The sequence below is a fragment of the uncultured Veillonella sp. genome, from assembly GCF_963524655.1.
In the GTDB taxonomy this organism is placed as follows: Bacteria; Bacillota; Negativicutes; order Veillonellales; family Veillonellaceae; genus Veillonella.
The window spans coordinates 21082-41694 of the sequence record NZ_CAURHA010000014.1 but is presented as its reverse complement, the minus strand read 5'-3'; the positions used below and the strand labels follow the sequence as shown (position 1 = coordinate 41694).

Genomic DNA, 20613 nt, shown 5'->3' with positions numbered 1-20613 from the left:
ATCCATGTGTTTAGGCTAGTAAATAATATGTGTCCAGGAAAATGGGTACATATCAAAATCAAACTGCCTTTTGTTGAAATATATATTATGAGGTACTCTATGGATATAACATTCTCTTCTTTGCCTGTATCAAAAATAAATAAAGATAAAACTTTAGACTTACAAGAAATTCAACAGATATATGATTTCCTTTTAACTAACGACTATTATATATCCTCTGAGTATGCGTTAGTAAATAAGTTATTTCAAAATATGGTTTTAAACAATCGATGGGATCCAAAGATGGCACTTAGATACTTTGAATATTTATGTTTTCTAAGTTGGGAATATGAAGCCATCATTGTTAGAGCGCTTCTATTAGATAATCATGTAACCTTAGTTGGTGAATTTTGTTTAGATACAGAGTTAGTAAAAGATGGACTAAGTTATTTTAGAGATGATGCTATTTGGATGGGGAAAGATTATGGTAGTGACAATGTTCCGGCATCTATGTCAAAATGGGCCATTTATTATGATGAACAAGATCAAAGGTTTTATAAAGTGAAACCGTCAATGATAGAAAATATTATTATTAAGGAAATTGACGTTGAAGAAGGAATTTATATTGTTGAAAAAATATAATAGAAATAGACAAATGTACATTCATAGTTGACTATATAAATATATATTATTTATAATGAAATAATATTTATATTATATGTTTTATGGGAGGTCATTATGCAGCTTTTGGGTAATCTCAAAATCCACTTTTTAGCGCTCGTATTAACCGTAGCCGCTGAATATGTGGGCATCAAGAAACTAGGTCCTGTTGTACTATTACCATTATTGTACACATTGATTCTAGGTTTATTAATTTCTATTCCTAAGTTCAAGATTCTTACAATTGAACAAATGGAAAAATCCGCTGATTATATCGGTATTGCCGTTATGATCTTGATGGTAAAAGTAGGTCTTGGTATCGGTCCAAATCTCGGTATTCTAACAAGTGCTGGTTGGGCATTATTATTACAAGAACTTGGTCACTTCTTCGGTACTATCATCTTCGGTTTACCAGTAGCTTTGTTAGTTGGCATGCGCCGTGAAGCAGTAGGTGCTTGTTACTCTGTAGACCGTGAGCCAAACGTAGCGATCATCATCGATAAATTCGGCTTTAGCTCTCCAGAGGGCCGTGGCGTTATGGGCATGTACATCTGTGGCGTTCTTATCGGTGCTATGTGGTCCTCCGTATTAGCAGGTATGTTGGCACAATCTGGTTGGTTCCATCCTTTAGCACTTGCCATGGGCGCAGGCGTAGGTAGTGCTAGTATGATGGCCGCTGCTACAGCGCCTATCGTTGCAGTATACCCTGAGTTTGAACAACAAATTATGGCTCTCGCTGGGGCCGCAAACTTGTTGACAACAGTATTAGGCGTATACTTCGGTCTATTTATTTCCTTACCAGTAATGGAAAAATCTTATAACTTCTTTACTGGTCGTACACGTGAACAAGATTTAGCAGAGGAGGCAGCACGTCATGAGTAAAAGCGAAAAAATTACACAATTTGTCATCGTTATCTGTATTGCTGCTATCATTACTGCAGTAGGTAACGTAATGGACGGTAAACATCTATTTGGGGATAGCTTAATCGGCGTTGCCGTATTAGCCGGTCTTGCTACAATTGGTGCAATGATTTCTTACTTGCCATATGCGAATAAATTGCCAATGGTATTCTGGGTATCTCTAGTTGGCGTTCTTGCATCCTTACCAGGTATGCCTGGTCAAGAATGGATCATCGCTAAAACTAGCCAAGTAACATTCCTTGCTACTACAACACCTGTACTTGCTTATGCAGGTCTATCCTTAGGTAAAGACCTAGGTGCGTTCCGTCGCTTGTCTTGGCGTATTATTCCAGTTGCATTAGCTGTAACAGCAGGTACTTTCATCTGTGCAACAGCATTAGCACAATTCGTACTTCACTTAGAAGGTTTAATTTAGGAGCTGATTAGCCGTATGACAAAGGAAGAAGTAAAACAAAGGGTTTGTGAGGCTATCGTTGCGGCACAACCACGTTTACGTGAAATAGCTGAGTCTATTATGGCTGAGCCTGAACTCGGTTACAAAGAGGTAAAGACCTCTAAGAAAGTACGAGATATGTTTGATGAACTCGGCATTTCCTATACTACTGAACACGCTCTTACTGGCGTAAAAGGTCGTATGAAAGGCCGTGATAGCAAATATACAGTTGCTATGATCGGTGAACTAGATGCCATTCTTTGTCCGCGCCATCCTCGTGCTGATGATTTAACGGGTGCAGCACATTGCTGTGGTCATAATATTCAAATTACCAATATGTTTGCCGTAGCTATGGGCTTGCAATCTGTTATGGATGAACTCGCTGGCGATGTAGTTTTATTTGCTGTTCCAGCCGAAGAAATGATCGAAGTTGATTACCGCAATAAATTGCGTGAACAAGGCAAGATTAAATACATGGGCGGTAAACAACAGCTTATTTACGAAGGTGCGTTTGACGATATCGACATGGCTATGCAAATGCATGTGGAAACGGCTAAAACTCCGGCAGGGGAAATGGGCCTAGGTAGTACATCTAATGGTTTTGTTGCTAAATTGATCGAATACCATGGTAAAGTAGCACATGCAGCAGCGGCGCCTCACGAAGGGATTAATGCACTTAATGCTGCCTTGATGGGTGTTATGGGGGTGAACTCCATTCGTGAAACTTTCAAAGAAAGTGACTATTTTAGATTCCATCCAATCATCAACCAAGGCGGTACATTGGTTAACTGTGTACCTGACTATGTTCAAGTTGAAAGTTACGTTCGTGCCTCTAATATTGAGGCCATCGTAAATGGTAACCATCGTGTAAATCGCGCGTTAAAGGCTGGTGGTGACGCAGTAGGGGCCACTTGCGTTATTAAGGATTTGCCAGGTTACTTACCGATGAGAAACGATGCTCGTATGAACGAAATGTTACGCCAAAACTCTAATCCATTATTTGGTGAAGAAAATGTATTCCAAGGCGATCACATGACAGCAAGTACAGATATGGGCGACGTATCTCACTTGATGCCTGTTATCCATCCTTGGGTCGGCTGTATCAATGGTGTGCTGCACAGCGCAGAATACGAAATCTCTGTACCTGATGTAGCATACATCAAAACAGCACAAGCATTGGCTATGACAATCGTAGACTTACTATACGATGACGCAGCAGGCGCTAAAGATGTGTTAGATAACTTTACGCCAGCATTAAACAAACAAAGCTATATTGAACTCTTAGACCGTATCGCTAAGGGTGAATAAAATAAACCACCTATTGAAGATGAATTGATTATCTTTTGTAGGTGGTTTTTAGTTTAAACTCTCTATTGACTTTCTAAAAAAAAACAAAATATAATAAATTAGGAGTTTATTTATTATTTGTCTAAAGAGAGGATATATGAAGAAAAGAAAGCTATTTTTCTGTCTAAGTTTAGCTTGTATGCTACCATTACATATTTATGGTGCTAAACCAATTGATACACAAGCACAACTAGATAGAGCAAGAGAACAGCAATTAGCGAGAGAGGCACGGCTTGGAGAGGGACGAATTACAGTACAAACAGGTGGAATAGATATTACATCTGGATCTTTATCATCACAAGGTGGTTATACAGTACCGGCACAACAGCCAGCACATGTAGGACCATCTTTTTTTGTATCTCAAATACGTATTGTTGAAGAGCCTATTAGTCAATCTACACAATTAACATATGATGATATGACAAATTCAACTATGGATCAGACTACATTTGTAGATAATAGTTCTGCAGCAAGTGCACGCTTGATTAAAGGTCCATTGTATTATGAGGCACAGAAAAAGAAACTCCAATTAGATGTACCGAAAGAGTTTGGTTTTCTACGAAAAACGATTAAACCATTCATGAATCGTAAACTTACAGTTGAAGATGTAAATGACTTATCTACTAGATTAAATAGTGCACTTATTGAGCATGGTTATGTTACTTCTAGAATTGGCATTCCATCTCAATCCTTAGCTTCAGGTAGTTTACAATTCAATTTACAACTAGGTCGAGTTGAGTCTGTATTATATAAAACGTATGTACAACCATTGCCATGGGAAAATGCATTTCCTATTCGCGAAGGGGATATCTTAAATATTCGTAATATAGAGCAAGGTATAGAGCAAATGAAGCGTCTAGGCTCTCAAAATGTGTCTGTTGAGCTTGAACCTGGTTCAAAACCATTGGCTACCAATATTGTGCTTGAAACCACAAAAAAGCCACCTATTCATGGAATGGTATCCATAGATGATTCTGGACTAAAAGAAACGGGAAAACTACAGTGGACTGCAGCGGTAGGTATTGATCGAGTCTTTAATGCTAACGATTCTTTAAATTTAAGTGTTAATCGAGATGCAGCTCAAGACGGTGAACATAAAGGTACTAGAAATCATACTATTTCTTATTCCATACCTAGAGGAAAGGATACCTTTAGTATCTCCTATAGTGATATGAAATATCACCAAACGATTAATTCTATGGCTACTCCATTTATTAGTTCTAGCCATGCTAAGACATTTAGAGGTTCCTGGAATCATGTATTCCATCGAGATCGAACGACTAAACGTAGTTGGGATATTATCATTAGCAAGCGTAATGCTAAAAACTATATTAATGATGTAGAGGTTGCTGTACAACGAGCAAATACAGCTTCTGTAGAACTTGGTATATCAGAACGAAGATATATCAAACAAAATACCTTATATTCTAGAGCGGCTATTAAACAAGGTGTTGGTTGGTTTGGTTCACAACCTGAATATGGTAATGGAGCACCAAGTACTCGATTTACACAACTTTTAGTAGATGTAGATTATCAAATGCCTCGTACATGGGGACATAGACCAGCAAGTATTACTACATCATTCCATGGACAATGGACATTAGGGGATAAACGTTTATTCTCTAGAGATATGATTAGCCTTGGTAATCGATATACAGTACAAGGGTTTGATGGTGAGAATACATTGATGTCTGAAAGCGGTTGGTATATGCGTAATGAAGTTGCTAGCTACATTCCTAAATGGAAATCAAGTATTTATGCCAATGTAGATTTTGGCGCTGTATATGGTCCAAGTATAGATGTATTAACAGGTAAATTTATCGCTGGTACTAGTTTAGGGATGAAAGGGCAGTTTAAATCTGGATTGTTCTATGATGTATTTGTTGGCGTTCCTTTATATAAACCAAATGGTTATAGAACAGACTCTGTCACTACAGGTTTCCAAGCTGGTATACGATTCTAAATAGTTTGAGTATAAGTATTAATAGAGAGAGTAACTATGAAACAAAAACGATTACAATATAAAATTGCCGTATGGCTTACAATGGGCTTAATGATTGTAGACCCATTAGTAGTACCGTTTGCCTATGCAGCAAATCCTATCGAAGTTGACACAAATGCACCACATGAAAGACAAGCTACGGTTGGACAAGCTGGTAATGGTATTACATTAGTCAATGTTGCAGGCCCTAGTGCTGCTGGAGTATCTAGAAATGATTACACTAATTTTAATGTACCGCAAAATGGTGTAATTCTAAATAACTCTTACCAAATGTCTAATACAAAATTAGGTGGCTATGTACCTGGTAATGCCAATATGATGCGAGGTTCTGCTAATGTTATTGTTAATGAGGTTACATCCCATAATCCAACTGATATGAAAGGGTTTATTGAGGTAGCAGGTCGTAAAGCTTCAGTAGTTGTAGCTAATCCAAATGGTATTACTGTAGATGGTGGTGGCTTTATCAATACAGATCGAGCAGTATTAACTACAGGTAAAACAGAATATGATTCAAATTGAAATTTAAACTCGTATCGTTTATATCGAGGTCGTATTTCTATTAAAGGAAATGGTCTTAATGCTAAAGATGCTAATGCTCTACAAATTTTAACAGAAGCAACAAATGTAAATGCTGGAGTGTGGGCTAATACAATTGAAACACGTACTGGCAAAAATACCATAGATGCTAATACATTAAACACTCAAAAAATTGGTGATTCTAGCAATGTTGGCTTAGATGTCTCTGCTATTGGTGGTATGTATGCAAATTCTATCACTATGAAAGGTACCAATACTGGTATTGGTGTAAATGTGAAAGGTGTAGTCAGCTCTACACAAGCATCTAGTATTACTAGTGATGGCAAAATCATAGTTGATGGTGGTGTTACGAGTAATGGAAATACTACGTTAGCTGGACAAGGCGTTACCATTAATAATAATGGTGTGGTTCAAGGTGATGTATCTACTACTGTAAATAGCCAAGAAACAGTAAATAATAGTGGTCTTATTAACTCAGGAAAAACTACGGCTATAAAAGCTAAATCCGTAGATAACCATGAAGGTGGACGTATTTATGGTGATACTGTAGCTATTGATGCAAATACAGTTAAAAACCATACAAATTCTGAAATAGAGCAGCGTTACCATAAGGCTGGTAAAGATTTAGAAAAGGCTAAAAATGATCTTGATGCTGAATGGAATGCTGATATCACAAAATATAAAACTAAAACGGAGTTAGAAGCACATCGTCAACGTATTAAAGAGTTAACGAAGGCTTATGATGAGGCACAAGAGAATGTTACTACTATAAAAAAAGAATTAGATACGCATAAGTCTGGTGTCATTGCAGGGCGTAATCACGTTGATATAAATACAGATACTATAAATAATACGGGTAAAGGTTTCATCTATAGTGGTGGCACTATGGATCTTACAGCTAAACAAGGTATAAATAATACGGGAGCGACTATTAAAGCCGTTAAGTCTATTGAACTAGATACACCTGTAGTAAATAATAAAAATGTTGCATTAGGTGTAAAGCGTGTTTCAGATGGTATTACTAAAAATCCTGATAAGTTAAAAGTTACTGACCCACACCATAAATTAGAAGGCCAAGTCTTTGATAAGTCTGAATTCCCTTATGCTGATGACAAAAGTGGCTATGGTACACCACATGTAAAACCTGTTAAAACTGCTGAAGATGAAGCTTATAATAAAGAAATGGATAAGCGTGAAAATCGTGTTAATGAATTTACTATTATCCGTACCGAAACAGAGCATACTCATAAAGAGGTTACTAATGATGATCCAGGTGTTATTAGTAGTGGCGGTGATGTTGTAACAACAGGTATTCTCCATAATGATAATAGTAAAGTGATTTCTGGGGGGACGGTTCAAACTAAGGGTCGAATAGAAAATATATCTGACTCTATGAGTGACAAGACCTTTATAACAGGTACTACACAAGAAAGTTATACAAAAAAAGTTGATAAAAGCCATCACATAGGGCGTAAAAAGAAACGTAGAAAGTGGAGACCTGAAGTCTATATGACCCCAACCATTACTGAAACAAATGTAAAGCCAATTGGTACAGTTCAAGAGCATGCTGAAGATACATTGTCTAAAGCTACTATTGCAAAGGTTAATGATAGTTTAGATCCCTATGGTTTAGGTGGTGGCAAAGGTAAAGAAAGTCATACTATAGATGGTTTATCCTTACCAACAGAGGCACTATATCAAATTCATCCAGATATTACAGCTAATGCTTTGATAGAGACTGATTCTGCGTTTACCAATAGAAAGAATTTTCTATCCTCTCAATATATGATTGATGCATTAGCGAATGATCCGGAAAGAAGATTAAAACGTTTAGGTGATGGATTCTATGAGCAGCAGCTTATTAATGAGCAAATTGTATCAGCTACAGGCAAACAATATTTAGAAGGGTATACAGATAATGAGGCTGAATATAAAGCGTTATTAGAGGCCGGTATAGCCTTTGGTAAAGCGTTTAAATTAGCTCCAGGAATTGCCTTATCCAAAGAGCAAATGGAAGCTATAACGACTGATATGGTATGGTTAGAAACCAAAACAGTTGTAGTAGACGGTAAAGCTCAACAAGTTCTATATCCTAAAGTATATTTAGCTAAACAACCTGCAAAATCTGTTGATGCAATGGGTGGAATCATAAGTGGTAAAGCCAGTGTTAGTAATACTAATGCAGATATTCTAAATCAAGGTATAATGACTGCGGATACAATTGTATTAGGCGCTCATGATGTACAAAATACAGGCCGTATAGATGGACGTAAAGTGACTATTAAGGCATCACAAGATGTAATGAATACAGGCAATATTCATGGTAATAAACAGGTTACTATTAATGCTGGTCGTGATATTAATGTGGGTGCTCATGTAGATAGACTAGAACATCACGATATTGTTAGTCGTCAAGGTACTATTGGTGTAGCAAAAGATGGTGATTTAGGTTTATCTGCTAAACGAGATGTTAACCTTAAAGGTGCTATTGTTCATACTGGAGATCATTCTAAAGCAACGATTGATGCTGGGCATAATATTAATGTAACAACAGAGGCATTATCTTCTAAAAAGGATATGACTGTTAATAGTGATAATTATAATCGCACTGATCGTCGTACTGAATTAGGTACAGCTATTTTAAGTGATAGTCATGTTAATTTACATGCAGGAAATGATGTAAATATCCGCAATGGTATTGTTAATAGTGAACATGGTGTCACATCTGTTGAAGCCGGAAATGATGTTACTATCACTAATGGGAAAAGCTATAGTCGTGATGAATATGGTCTAAAATACAAAGAAAAAAGTTTATTATCTCGTACAACTAATATCATACGTACAGATCACGAACATACAGGTGTTTTATCTTCAACAATTGGTGGAGATACGATTAATGTGAAAGCTAATCGTAATGTTTCTGTAACCGGTTCTAATATTTTAGGAACAAAAGATGTATCCGTATCTGCAGGTAATGACGTGCGTACAGATTCTGGTGAAGAAACTCAACGTGATGATGTATATCAATATAGTAAAAAGTCTGGCTTAATAGGTGCTGGTATAGGATTTACTATTGGTAGTAAAAAAGTGACTGATACAACAGATGGCAGATATAAAACTCAAGTTGCAAGTAACATTGCTTCTTCAGATGGAGAGATTAAGGTTAAGGCTGGTAATGAAATCCATAGTACTACGACAAACTATTTTAGTAATCAACCTGCAGACCTTTCTGCTCAAAATGTAATTGTTGATGGGAAGCATAATACTGCACATGTAGTGCAAAGTCACGAGGAGAAGCGTTCCGGTCTTACTGTAAGTGTTGGTGGTCAGATTGTTAATGAATTAAATAATGTTCAACAACTGGGTAAACGTGCTAACTCTAGAAAAAATAGAAACTTATCCACATTAGAGTATCTTGAAGCTGCAAATACGTTAAAACACGCTTATAATGATGGGGCTACTTATAATAATGCTAAGATAGAAAAACTTGTAGAAAAAGAAAAAGCTATACTTACTAAGGCGGATGAACTCAATACAGCATATCAGGCAGAACATCCTGAACAGAAAAATGCTATGCATCCAGATGTTAAAGCTGCGATAAATAATGTAAATAATAGAGCAAAAAAAGATAGTTTACTCAATATACATGTTGGTGTTGGTTCGAGCAAATTTAAACAGGTTAGTGAACTTAATCAAGAGAATTATGTAGGTAGCTCTATAGGAAGCAAAAATAAAGTAAATATTACTGCAGACAGTGATAATAGTGCCAAAGGTAATATTCATATTACAGGTAGTGTTATAGAGGCTCCTGAGGTTAATTTAAATGCATCTAATAACTTAACCATAGATGCAGGAACAAACTCTTCGGTACAACGTGATACATATACAAGTTCAGGATGGTCTGTTGGTGCTACAGTTAGTCCTCATGGTAATGGTGTTATTGGTTTAGATGCTAATGTGTATAAAGGTAAAGAAAATGCATTAGAGAAAACTAAGACACATACTGGAACTATTATTCGTGGTAAACAAGTCAATACTGTCTCTGGAAATGATACAGAAATTATAGGTTCTAAGGTCATCGGTGACAGTGTGACGACAAAAGTTGGACATGATTTGAAAATTGAAAGTTTACAAGATACGAATGACTACCATAAAATAAGTAAAAATAAAGGTATATCTGTATCCTATGGTATGAGTGGCTCTGCAAGAGTTGGGTTTGATAATTCGAGAGGGTCTACAGACAGTCACTATGCAAGTGTTACAGAGCAGGCTGGCATATATGCAGGTGATGGTGGATATAATGTACAGGTAAATAATGCAACTACACTTACAGGTGGTATAATTAAAGGTAGTACTGATAAATCTAAGAATAAATTATCCTCTAACTCTTTAACAATGAATGATATTCAAAATGAAGCATCTTATTCTGCAAAGACTTCTGGATATAGTTTATCTACGACTAAACGCTCTAAAAATAATCCAATAGGTATTACTGGTAGTCCTAAAATGGGAATTCCTGTAAAAGGTAATTCTAAATCAACTACTCATTCTGCTATAAGTGAAGGTATCATTGAAATTGCAGAGAAAGAATCTTTAGAAAAGATTAATCATGATACAGAACAAGCACTTAATAAATTAGCACCAATTTTTGACAAGAAAACAGTAGAAGAAAAACAAATTCTTTTATCTAAAATTTCTGACCATGGATATAAATTAATTGGTGATATTGCACTTCATGAGCAAAATATACTAATTAAGAAAATTGAACATGCTGAAGAAATAGGTGATAAAGAAGAAGTAGCAAAACTGCGAAAGAAGGCTCAGATGTGGGGTGAGGGTGGTATGTATAAAGTAGCCTTACATGGAGCATTTGGAGCTGTTATTTCAGATTTATCTGGTTATAATAGATTAAAAGGATTTAAAACGAGTGCGATTAATGAAGCTAGTCAACCTATTTTAGAAAAAGTTGGTAATCCTGATCTTCGAAAAATTATTAGTATAGTTATTGCTAAAAGTATTAATAGTGAAAATATAGCTCCATCTTTAGTAAATTCAGCAATTGAGAATAATTGGCTTACACATCATGATCAAATGAGTTTAAATAATGATTATGAAAACTATAAAAAAGGAGTAATTAGTCTGGATGAATGGGTTAGAAAATTAGCTTACTATGATACTTTAATGTGGTATGAATACAATCATTTAAACATATATAATACAAATAACGAGATTTCTAAGGAGTTATATGGTAATCTAAGTTCTGATATAATTGGATCAGGATCATTTCAGGATGTTATGAATAATTTAGTATATAAATATGTTACTTTAAATGGCTTGGAGGATTCATTTTACATTTATAAGCAAGAAGCTAGTGAGAAAATAATACGATCTCGTGAATCTAGTAATAAATATAAACTTAATACTCCAAATATTTGGAATCCTGTTTCAAATTCTAATTGGGGGCAATCTTTAAATTCCACTCAAACCACCAATAACAATGAAAGTTATATAATGCCATACCAAAATGGTATCCAAGATCCTGATAAACGTAGTAACTTTAGATTGGTTGGTGATGATACATCTAATATCACTGGTTTTCATGCTAAAGGAGATAAGGGACACTTAACCTTTACTAATGGTATAAATGTCGGAGCTAATGGTGAAATAAGTATTTTTAGGGTACATCATGAGGTTGAAAAAAATGCTGCTAAAATTGAACTAAATGGTGACATATTCTATTTGGCTGGGGATGTAGATGGAAAACTTGGTCAAGGTAATATATATGTTAAAGGAGGCGCTGTGGCCGCACTAGCTCATGGTAATGCAAGCTATTCATTAGATTTTGGTAATTTTCTTATTGTCGCCGAAGGAAATGTATATGGCGGTGGCCTTGGTGCAAGCTTTGAGGGAGGTATTGACAGAGAAAAAGGAAAAGGTAAAATTAAATTTGATATAGTAGATGGTGTTGGTGCAGGTGGGAGTATTACTGTACAATTTAAAAATTAAAAGGAGATAATATTATGAAACGATTTTTTTTCTATGCATTTGCATTATTTATCTTAATTTCAATAATATATAGTATTGCTTATGACTTTATGACTGGTGCCGAAATTCACTATGATTTTTATGGAGCATTCTTTGTTTGTTGGTTAATATTCTTTGGTATACTAAAACTTGCTCTAAGAGTATAAATATATTTCTTGATTTAAAGTTAAATTTTATATTATAACTAGTTTATTGAGAGGAAAATATAATGCGACGATTAATAGTTTATGGATTTGCAGTATTAGCTATACTAAATATCTTATATGGAATAGTAGATGATCTATTAACAGGTAGTCCAATTCATTATGATTTTTATATAACTTCTTTTATTTGCTTCTCAATATTTTTTATCGTATTAAAATTAGCTTTACGTGTATAAAAGAATAGTTTGACATCTATCCCTCTGTATTGCTACAATATTGTGTATAATATATGCGATGAAGCAGAGTAGTAAACCTCTCTAGCGAGTGAGGATGGTGTAAGCTCACATTTGGTTGAAGGCGCTGTAGAGCATTGGCAGGAACGCAGGTATCTGTTAGTAAAGGCCAACATAGAAAAAAGAGGGCGCAAGCCAAATAGGGTGGAACCGCGGGTATACTCGTCCCTGTAACGTTTTTCGTTACAGGGACTTTTTTGTTTGTAACGAAATTGTTGATTTTATGTCGGTTGTGTAAAGTGGAGGCAGCAATGACATTTCAAGAGATTATTTTAAATCTACAAAAATTCTGGAGCGATCAAGGTTGTATCGTTCAAAATCCATATGACATCGAAAAGGGTGCAGGTACAATGAATCCTGCTACATTCTTGCATGCAATTGGTCCTGAACCATGGTCTGTATGTTATGTAGAGCCTTCTCGTCGTCCAGCAGACGGTCGTTATGGTGATAACCCTAACCGTTTGTTCCAACATCATCAATTCCAAGTTATCGTGAAGCCATCTCCAGATAATATTCAAGAATTGTACTTACAATCTTTGGCTGCATTAGGCATTCACGCTGAAGATCATGATATCCGCTTTGTTGAGGATAACTGGGAGTCTCCAACATTGGGCGCTTGGGGCCTTGGTTGGGAAGTATGGCTCGACGGCATGGAAGTAACTCAATTTACATATTTCCAACAAGTTGGTTCTATTGACTGTAAACCCGTGTCCGTTGAAATTACATACGGTTTAGAACGTTTGGCTATGTACATTCAAGGCGTAGAAAACGTATATGATCTTAAATGGAATGAAAACGTTACATACGGCGACGTTTGGCATGCCAACGAAGTAGAACAATCCGTGTATAACTTTGAATTAGCAGATACAGATATGCTTTTCAAATTGTTTGATATGTACGAAGCAGAAGCAAAACGCGTTTGCGAAGCGGGCTATGTATTACCAGCTTACGACTATGTATTGAAATGTTCCCACACATTTAACTTGCTTGATTCCCGTGGCGCTATTTCCATTAGTGAACGTACAGCTTTCATCGGCCGCGTACGTGCATTAGCTCGTATTTGTGCACAACAATACCTCGCTAAACGCGAAGAATTAGGTTTCCCACTTTTGAAAGGAGATAAATAAGATGGCAAAAGATTTATTATTTGAAATCGGTGCAGAAGAAATTCCTGCCGGCTTTATGCCAAATATCTTAGGTCAATTGAAACAATTGGCTGAAACAAAATTAAATGATGCCCATCTTCCTTTTGAAAGCATCGAAACATACGGTACACCACGTCGGTTGGCTCTTATCGTGAAAGGTATTGCTGATGCATCTGCTGAAATCAGCGAACGTCATAAAGGTCCTTCTGCGTCCATTGCATACGATGCTGACGGTAATGCAACAAAAGCGGCTATCGGCTTTGCTCGTGGTAAAGGTCTTGATGTAGCTGATCTCGTTGTAGAAGACGGCTATATTTACGCAGAAACTAAAACTGCAGGCGTACCTGCAAAAGATATCGTAAGTGAAATGTTGCCTCAATTGATTACAGGCCTTAATTTCCCTAAATCCATGCATTGGGGCGATTTAGACGCTAAGTTTGTACGTCCAGTGCGTTGGCTTGTAGCATTACTTGATGAAGAAGTAATTCCTGTAGAGTTTGCTACTGTAAAATCTGGTAATGTAACACGTGGTCATCGTTTCTTAGGTGCTGATGAAATCACTATTAAGAATGCAGCATCCTATGTAGACACATTAAAAGAAAACTTTGTTATGGTTGATCAAGATGCTCGACGTGAGTTGATCTCCAAACAATTACATGATATAGCAGCTTCTAAAAATGCATCCATCGTTTGGGATGATGATTTGTTAGAAGAAATCAACTACCTTGTTGAATGGCCTACAGCATTGTGCGGTGGCTTTGAAGAGTCCTACTTGGCACTTCCTGATGCAGCTATCATTACACCTATGAAAGACCATCAACGTTACTTCCCATTGGTTGGTCAAGATGGTAAATTGTTGCCAATGTTCTTAACAGTGCGCAATGGTTCTGACCATTCCATCGAAGTAGTTCAAGCTGGTAATGAACGCGTATTGCGTGCTCGCCTTGATGATGCTAAATTCTTCTTTAACGAAGACCGCAAGCAACCTCTTATCGACCGTCAAGATGGTTTGACTAAAATCGTATTCCAAGAAGGTCTTGGCAACTTAGCAGATAAAACTGAACGTTTACTTAAATTGGGCCGTGTATTTGGCGAAGAATGTGGCTTACACGAAGATGCAGCTGTTGTATTGGAACGCGCTACAGAGCTTGCTAAAACTGACCTTACTACAGGTATGGTTACAGAGTTCACTGAATTACAAGGTGTAATGGGTAAAGAGTACGCTTTACTTGATGGTGAATCTCCTGAGGTAGCAGAAGCTATTTTCGAACAATATTTACCACGCTTTGCAGGTGATGTATTGCCTCAAACAGAAGCAGGTAAAGTATTGTCCATCATCGATAAAGTAGATAACATCGTAGCTACTTTCAGCCGTGGCTTAATTCCTACAGGTTCTCAAGATCCATATGCATTGCGTCGTCAAACAATTGGTATTTTGAACATCTTGCTTGGTAGCGACTGGAATATCAGCTTGCGTCCAATTTTCAAAGCATCTATGGAATTATTGAATGTAGCTGCTGATAAACAAGAGGAATTGCTTAACAAAGTAGAAGAGTTCTTCACACTTCGTTTGAAAAACATCTTCCTTGATCGCGAAGTGCCTCATCATGTCATCGACTTGTTGTTGTCCAACAACGAATTGTCCGTTGCTGATGCAGAAGGTCTTGTAAACGCATTGTTAGCAAACCGCATCGATGAAAATGTTGAGCTTGTTCAAGCCTATACTCGTATGTACAATCTTGTAAAAGATGTAGAATATACAGGTGTTAATAGCGACTTGTTGAAAGAAGATGCTGAAAAAGCATTGTTCGAAGCCGCTTCTAAAGCATCTGAAGCTAGCCTTGCAGCATGGGAGGCTGGCGACTATGCAGCTGTAGTAGCAGTTCCTGCAACTCTTGTGCCAACAATTAACCAATTCTTTGAAGATGTAATGGTTATGGACAAAGATGAAGCTATTAAAGCTAACCGTTTGCAACTTGTTCGCTTAGCGTACAGTGTAATGGCTATTATTGGCGATATTAGCGCATTAAAATAATATATTAGTAAAAGAACGATTCGACTTTTACCATGATATATAAGAGAAGAGGTACCTTACGGTGCCTCTTTTTTGCTTTTACGAATAATATACAAATTTTATGCAGGATTTTTGATTATTATGGCGAATACCTTATAATATACAAAGTTGTATGAGGAGAATACTGATCATGAATCATGATGAATTATATAAAGCCTTATGTAAGGTGCCAAGTGGCAAAGAAAAGTCTCGTGATAGAATTATTATTGAATTATATATGCGGTCACAAGGAGCATCACAGAAACAGCTAGTAGATGCTCTTAATATGCGTCCTGCAACGGTATCTGAGCAGACGGATATTCTCATTCAATTAGGGTATGTAACAAAACATATCGACTTTATGGATAAACGCATATCTGTGGTAGGCTTAACAGATGAGGGAAAACGGTTAGGCAAATCACTGTTACATTCGTATGACCAATTTTTGAATGTCTTGTTCTCCGACTTATCTGAAGAGGAACAAGAGGAGTTATATCGTTTATTAGGCAAGCTAAAACGGCCTATTTTACGAAAATAATTTTATTCTCAAAATTATATAGAAAATACTTGCTAATAGTACGTGATTTATGGTAATATATTTCTGTTAATTTGAGACAGTCCGCTGCCTATAAGGTGTAGGTATTGAATGTCTGCAAACAGGAGGAAACAATGAACATTATTAACGTACTTGAACAAGAACAACTTCGTACAGACATCCCTACTTTCCGCGCTGGTGACACAGTTCGCGTACACGTAAAAGTAGTGGAAGGTTCTCGTGAACGTATCCAAGTATTCGAAGGTTTGGTAATTAAACGTCAAAACGGTGGCGTACGTGAAACTTTCACAGTTCGTCGTATTGCATCCGGTGTAGGTGTAGAACGTACATTCCCACTTCACAGCCCACGCTTAGCTAAAATCGAAGTTATGCGTCGTGGTGTTGTTCGTCGTGCTAAATTGTACTACTTACGTAACCTTACTGGTAAAGCTGCTCGTATTCGCGAAAAACGCTAATGTTCATAAAAGGCTGCCGTTGGCAGCCTTTTATTTTTGCTAAAATTTAGATATGAAAGGAAATACTATGGCAGATTCACCTATCGTACATTGGTTCCCTGGACATATGGCGAAAGCCACACGTATGATTACGGAGTATATCAAAAAGGTAGACGTAGTTATCGAGTTATTAGACGCTCGTATTCCACGTTCTAGTGCGAACCCTGTAATCACTGAACTCGTTGGTCAGAAACCTCATATCGTACTGTTAAATAAAGTAGATTTAGCAGATCCTAAAGCTACAAAGGAATGGACTGAGTTCTTTACTAAACAAGGTATTACAGTACTAGCTATCGATTCTAAATCTGGCAAGGGTAATAAGAAGTTAATATCTACTGTAGAGCGTTTGAGCAAGCCTATCATCGACCGTTGGGTTGCTAAAGGTATTCGCAGTCGTTCTGTACGTACCATCATCTTAGGGATTCCTAATGTTGGTAAATCTACGTTGATTAACTCCTTAGCTGGCTCTGCAGCAACGCGTACAGCTAACAAAGCTGGTCACACCCGTGGTCAACAATGGGTTAAAATCGGTAAAAACCTTGAATTGCTCGATACACCAGGTGTATTGTGGCCTAAACTAGAGGACCAACGCGCTGCGGCTCGACTTGCTATGACGGGTGCTGTTTCTGATGATGTGTATGACTTAGAGCATGTTATGAAACAGTTATTAAATCATTTATTGACGAATACGCCAAATATTTTGGTAGAACGTTATAAATTAAAAGAAGAAGAGATGACAGATGTGGATACTATTCTTGAAAGTATCGGTCGTCGTCGCGGCTGTCTCGTTAGTGGTGGCGTAGTAGACTTTGATAAAGCGCGCCGCATTATCTTGCAAGACTACCGCAATACTAAACTTGGTACAATTACTCTCGATAAAGTTGATGAAGAACCATACTATCTTGAAAACGGTGAGGACACACAAAATGGATAAGGATACATTTAGTAAATTGAAAGTAGCAGATATAAAAGCTCTTTTTGAAACTGAACAAGCCTTAGAGATTTTGCCGTTAGCCCGAGAGGACGATCGTAGTTCTGTACAAAAGTTGGCTGCTTCTTACATTAAGCGTCAAGAAAAAGAGCTAAAAGAACAGCAACGCCTCATGAGCATGTATGACTATGAAGGCATGTTCTACGATCAAGGTATGTATCACGTAGCTGGTGTTGATGAGGTAGGTCGTGGCCCTATTGCAGGACCTGTAACGGTAGCGGCCGTTATATTGCCGCCTATGACATTAATTCTAGGTTTGAATGACTCTAAAAAGCTGACCGAAGAAAAGCGTGAAGCCCTCTACGATATCATCATGAAAGAGGCCGTAGCCGTGAGCTGTATTTCCTACGGTCCAGATAAGATTGATGAACTCAACATCTACGAAGCTACGCGTCAAGCTATGTATGAGGCGATTCGCACGCTCAGCGTACCAGCGGAAGCAGTAGTGGCGGATGCTATGAAATTGCCTGATTTAACGATTCCTGTGGAGTCTATTGTAAAAGGGGATAGCAAAAGTGCTAATATTGCAGCTGCATCCATCATTGCAAAGGTTACGCGAGATCGTTATATGAAACAGCTCGATGAGGAATACCCTGGTTATGGTTTTGGTATCCACAAGGGATACTATACTGAGCTTCATAAAGAAGCGGTAGAACAACAAGGGGTAACACCACTTCATCGTAAGAGCTTTGAACCTATTAAATCTATCGTTCGTTGGGTTAAGCCAGAGTAATTCGTAATACATTTATTTTATGATTCGACTAGTAAATTAAGTTCTATATTTGTATTAATTGTATTAATTGTATTAGTTGTATTAGTTGTATCATTACAAGTTGCATATAGTTCGTAACCGTAAAGAGGTTCCTATTGGTCACCTATGTGACTATTAGGAACCTCTTTTGTATTTACTTTTACAGCATTCATAATCTACGCTACAAGTAAGTATTACCTGTTGAAAGTTTAGAGATACTTTGAATAGTACAATTCAGAAGGTTATTGTTGCTAACACATCTAAATAGGAGGTATATATGAAGACCATTAGTACAGGTAAAGCATTTAATGAACTAGATTCTAAAGAGCTTGGTAAATGGGGTGAACGGGTTGCCACCCAGTATATTGAAAAGATGGGGCTCACCGTAGTAGATACAAATTATCGAACTAGGTTAGGGGAAATCGATATCATTGCTAAACGTGATTTAGTGTATCACTTTATTGAAATTAAAGCTCGTCGTGGCATGCAACATGGATTGGCCCGTGAGGCGGTTACTAAAAAGAAACAAAAGCATATTAAACGGGCGGCCATGTTATTTTTATATGATCTACATCAAAAGAAACGGCACTGGAAAGAAATATCCTTTGATGTTATAGAGGTGTATCTTCACGAGGACTTTCAAAGTTCTATCCATTATTTGCCGCAGTGCTTTTAGTGAGGTTTCTTATGTATGCAAAACTTTATGGAGCCACCTTACATGGTATAGACGGATGCATTATTACGGTAGAGGTCGATATATCACAAGGTTTACCTGTATTTGATATCGTAGGTCTGCCTAATCAGTCCGTAAAGGAAGCTCGTGAACGTGTGAGGGCGGCTATTAAAAATAGTGGCTATGACTTCCCTATGAGACGTATCGTAGTAAACCTAGCACCTGCTACAATTCGTAAAAGTAGCGCAGGACTCGATTTAGCGATTGCTTTAGGGGTCCTCATTGCATCAGGGCAGATAAAGGGGCGTAAAGCTAATATTTCAGCTTTATTGAATAGATGTCTATTTATGGGTGAGCTAGCCTTAGATGGCTCATTGCTACCGACCTTTGGCACCTTGGCGATGTCATTGGCAGGGTTAGAAGCTAATTACAACACTATATATACAAGCGTAGAAAATGGAAATAATCTAAAAGCTATTCCAAATCTTACTATCTATGGCGAGTCTTCATTACAAGATATTATTACCATCTTAGAAGACCAAGGTAAATCTATTTCAACATCCAAAAAGGTAAAAATCGGGAAAAATCAAGATGAGATATTAACAGATACGATGGATTATAAAAACCATAATACTACGTATGATGTAGATTTTGGTGATGTACAAGGTCAAGAGCTCGGTAAACGCGCCATGCTCATTAGCGCTGCAGGACATCATCATTGTATTATGATAGGTCCACCTGGTGGTGGTAAAACGATGATGGCTGAACGATTACCGACTATATTGCCACCGATGACTTGGAATGAAATGGTTGAGGTAAGTCGTATCCAAGATGTGATCGGTTTACTCGGTGATAAGGGACTCGTTAAAAGTAGGCCTTTTAGGCATCCACATCATACAGCGACTTTAGCGAGTATGGTGGGCGGAGGTATACAGGGACGCCCTGGGGAAGTCACACTTGCTCACGGAGGTGTTTTATTTATGGATGAAGCACCAGAGTTTCAGCGCCAAGTTATTGATGCTCTAAGGCAGCCCTTAGAGTCTCGTACAATTACTATCAACAGGTCTCAAGGCAATTATATGTATCCCGCCAATTTTATTTGTATATTGGCCGCAAATCCCTGTCCCTGTGGTTATTATCATGACCCACATAGGGAATGCATATGTTCTGAAACGATGGTTAAAAACTATCAGCAACGGTTGTCAGGGCCTATTATGGACCGCATTGATTTACATATTCCCGTTGAAAGACCTACACTAGAACAATTATTAGATAATTCGACGTCTACTATGACAAGTGAAAGCATGAGACAACAAGTTATTTTAGCAACTACTTTGCAACAGAAACGTTATGAACACTTGGAGTTTAATTCTAATGGAGCCGTACCTCATAAGGCCATAAGTGAGCTATGTCATATTACTGATAAGGCATGGAGTGTATTGGGCAATATATTTGATCACTTTCATTTAAGTGGACGTGCCTTTGATCGCATATTAAAGGTGGCTCGTACTATAGCAGACCTTGAGGGAAATCCACAAGTGGAGCCTCATCACATTTCCGAGGCTATGTTGTTTAGAACAGGTAAATAGG

The 20613-nt window shown here is 37.4% G+C and carries 16 protein-coding genes; all 16 read left to right on the top strand.

The features are described from left to right. Positions 1 to 621, top strand: a 621-nt coding sequence (locus RYM16_RS04375; protein WP_314982539.1) for a hypothetical protein, incomplete at its 5' end; no start/stop codon positions are given. A 96-nt stretch (positions 622 to 717) separates the two neighbouring features. Beyond that, positions 718 to 1521 (top strand): DUF3100 domain-containing protein, encoded by an 804-nt coding sequence (locus RYM16_RS04370; RefSeq protein WP_009351322.1) that lies wholly within the window; start codon positions 718 to 720, stop codon positions 1519 to 1521. After that, positions 1514 to 1975 (top strand): hypothetical protein, encoded by a 462-nt coding sequence (locus RYM16_RS04365; protein WP_009351388.1) that lies wholly within the window; start codon positions 1514 to 1516, stop codon positions 1973 to 1975. The genes RYM16_RS04370 and RYM16_RS04365 overlap by 8 nt, the downstream gene beginning before the upstream one ends. Positions 1976 to 1981: 6 nt before the next feature. Then, positions 1982 to 3301 (top strand): amidohydrolase, encoded by a 1320-nt coding sequence (locus tag RYM16_RS04360; protein WP_314982543.1) that lies wholly within the window; start codon positions 1982 to 1984, stop codon positions 3299 to 3301. A 136-nt stretch (positions 3302 to 3437) separates the two neighbouring features. Then, positions 3438 to 5303 (top strand): ShlB/FhaC/HecB family hemolysin secretion/activation protein, encoded by a 1866-nt coding sequence (locus tag RYM16_RS04355; protein WP_314982537.1) that lies wholly within the window; start codon positions 3438 to 3440, stop codon positions 5301 to 5303. Between the two features lie 36 nt (positions 5304 to 5339). Next, the gene (locus RYM16_RS04350; protein ID WP_314982535.1) at positions 5340 to 5861 is read left to right on the top strand and encodes a filamentous hemagglutinin N-terminal domain-containing protein; all 522 of its coding nucleotides are present in this window, start codon (positions 5340 to 5342) and stop codon (positions 5859 to 5861) included. Positions 5862 to 5978: 117 nt separating this feature from the next. Continuing rightward, positions 5979 to 11885 carry a hemagglutinin repeat-containing protein gene (locus tag RYM16_RS04345; protein WP_314982534.1) on the top strand — a complete coding sequence of 1969 codons (5907 nt, stop codon included), beginning with the start codon at positions 5979 to 5981 and terminating at the stop codon, positions 11883 to 11885. Positions 11886 to 11899: 14 nt separating this feature from the next. After that, the gene (locus tag RYM16_RS04340) at positions 11900 to 12070 is read left to right on the top strand and encodes a hypothetical protein (protein ID WP_314982532.1); all 171 of its coding nucleotides are present in this window, start codon (positions 11900 to 11902) and stop codon (positions 12068 to 12070) included. Between the two features lie 541 nt (positions 12071 to 12611). After that, on the top strand, positions 12612 to 13487 hold the full coding sequence (gene glyQ, locus RYM16_RS04335) for a glycine--tRNA ligase subunit alpha (RefSeq protein WP_287292451.1): 876 nt from the start codon (positions 12612 to 12614) through the stop codon (positions 13485 to 13487). 1 nt (position 13488) lies between these two features. Continuing rightward, a complete protein-coding gene (glyS, locus tag RYM16_RS04330) occupies positions 13489 to 15540 on the top strand; it encodes a glycine--tRNA ligase subunit beta (protein ID WP_314982530.1) in 2052 nt (683 codons plus the stop codon). Positions 15541 to 15709: 169 nt separating this feature from the next. Beyond that, positions 15710 to 16096 carry a MarR family winged helix-turn-helix transcriptional regulator gene (locus tag RYM16_RS04325; RefSeq protein ID WP_314982528.1) on the top strand — a complete coding sequence of 129 codons (387 nt, stop codon included), beginning with the start codon at positions 15710 to 15712 and terminating at the stop codon, positions 16094 to 16096. Positions 16097 to 16227: 131 nt separating this feature from the next. After that, positions 16228 to 16569: a 50S ribosomal protein L19 gene (rplS, locus tag RYM16_RS04320; protein WP_005377523.1), complete on the top strand. Its 342-nt coding sequence runs from the start codon at positions 16228 to 16230 to the stop codon at positions 16567 to 16569. Between the two features lie 67 nt (positions 16570 to 16636). Beyond that, positions 16637 to 17542, top strand: a complete 906-nt coding sequence (gene ylqF, locus RYM16_RS04315; RefSeq protein WP_314982541.1) for a ribosome biogenesis GTPase YlqF — start codon at positions 16637 to 16639, stop codon at positions 17540 to 17542. Further along, the gene (locus tag RYM16_RS04310) at positions 17535 to 18332 is read left to right on the top strand and encodes a ribonuclease HII (RefSeq protein ID WP_314982526.1); all 798 of its coding nucleotides are present in this window, start codon (positions 17535 to 17537) and stop codon (positions 18330 to 18332) included. Before ylqF ends, RYM16_RS04310 begins: the two co-directional genes overlap by 8 nt. 295 nt (positions 18333 to 18627) lie before the next feature. After that, positions 18628 to 19026, top strand: a complete 399-nt coding sequence (locus tag RYM16_RS04305) for a YraN family protein (protein ID WP_314982524.1) — start codon at positions 18628 to 18630, stop codon at positions 19024 to 19026. Between the two features lie 11 nt (positions 19027 to 19037). Beyond that, a complete protein-coding gene (locus RYM16_RS04300) occupies positions 19038 to 20612 on the top strand; it encodes a YifB family Mg chelatase-like AAA ATPase (RefSeq protein ID WP_314982522.1) in 1575 nt (524 codons plus the stop codon). The last annotated feature ends 1 nt before the right edge of the window (position 20613 follow it).

Excerpts from the sequence above, each read along its gene's own strand:
- glyQ (WP_287292451.1), top strand. The coding sequence starts at position 12,612 with ATGACATTTCAAGAGATTATTTTAAATCTACAAAAATTCTGGAGCGAT.
- RYM16_RS04355 (WP_314982537.1), top strand. The coding sequence starts at position 3,438 with ATGAAGAAAAGAAAGCTATTTTTCTGTCTAAGTTTAGCTTGTATGCTA.
- glyS (WP_314982530.1), top strand. The coding sequence starts at position 13,489 with ATGGCAAAAGATTTATTATTTGAAATCGGTGCAGAAGAAATTCCTGCC.
- RYM16_RS04370 (WP_009351322.1), top strand. The coding sequence starts at position 718 with ATGCAGCTTTTGGGTAATCTCAAAATCCACTTTTTAGCGCTCGTATTA.
- ylqF (WP_314982541.1), top strand. The coding sequence starts at position 16,637 with ATGGCAGATTCACCTATCGTACATTGGTTCCCTGGACATATGGCGAAA.
- RYM16_RS04310 (WP_314982526.1), top strand. The coding sequence starts at position 17,535 with ATGGATAAGGATACATTTAGTAAATTGAAAGTAGCAGATATAAAAGCT.
- RYM16_RS04305 (WP_314982524.1), top strand. The coding sequence starts at position 18,628 with ATGAAGACCATTAGTACAGGTAAAGCATTTAATGAACTAGATTCTAAA.
- RYM16_RS04340 (WP_314982532.1), top strand. The coding sequence starts at position 11,900 with ATGAAACGATTTTTTTTCTATGCATTTGCATTATTTATCTTAATTTCA.
- RYM16_RS04350 (WP_314982535.1), top strand. The coding sequence starts at position 5,340 with ATGAAACAAAAACGATTACAATATAAAATTGCCGTATGGCTTACAATG.
- RYM16_RS04300 (WP_314982522.1), top strand. The coding sequence starts at position 19,038 with ATGTATGCAAAACTTTATGGAGCCACCTTACATGGTATAGACGGATGC.
- rplS (WP_005377523.1), top strand. The coding sequence starts at position 16,228 with ATGAACATTATTAACGTACTTGAACAAGAACAACTTCGTACAGACATC.
- RYM16_RS04325 (WP_314982528.1), top strand. The coding sequence starts at position 15,710 with ATGAATCATGATGAATTATATAAAGCCTTATGTAAGGTGCCAAGTGGC.
- RYM16_RS04365 (WP_009351388.1), top strand. The coding sequence starts at position 1,514 with ATGAGTAAAAGCGAAAAAATTACACAATTTGTCATCGTTATCTGTATT.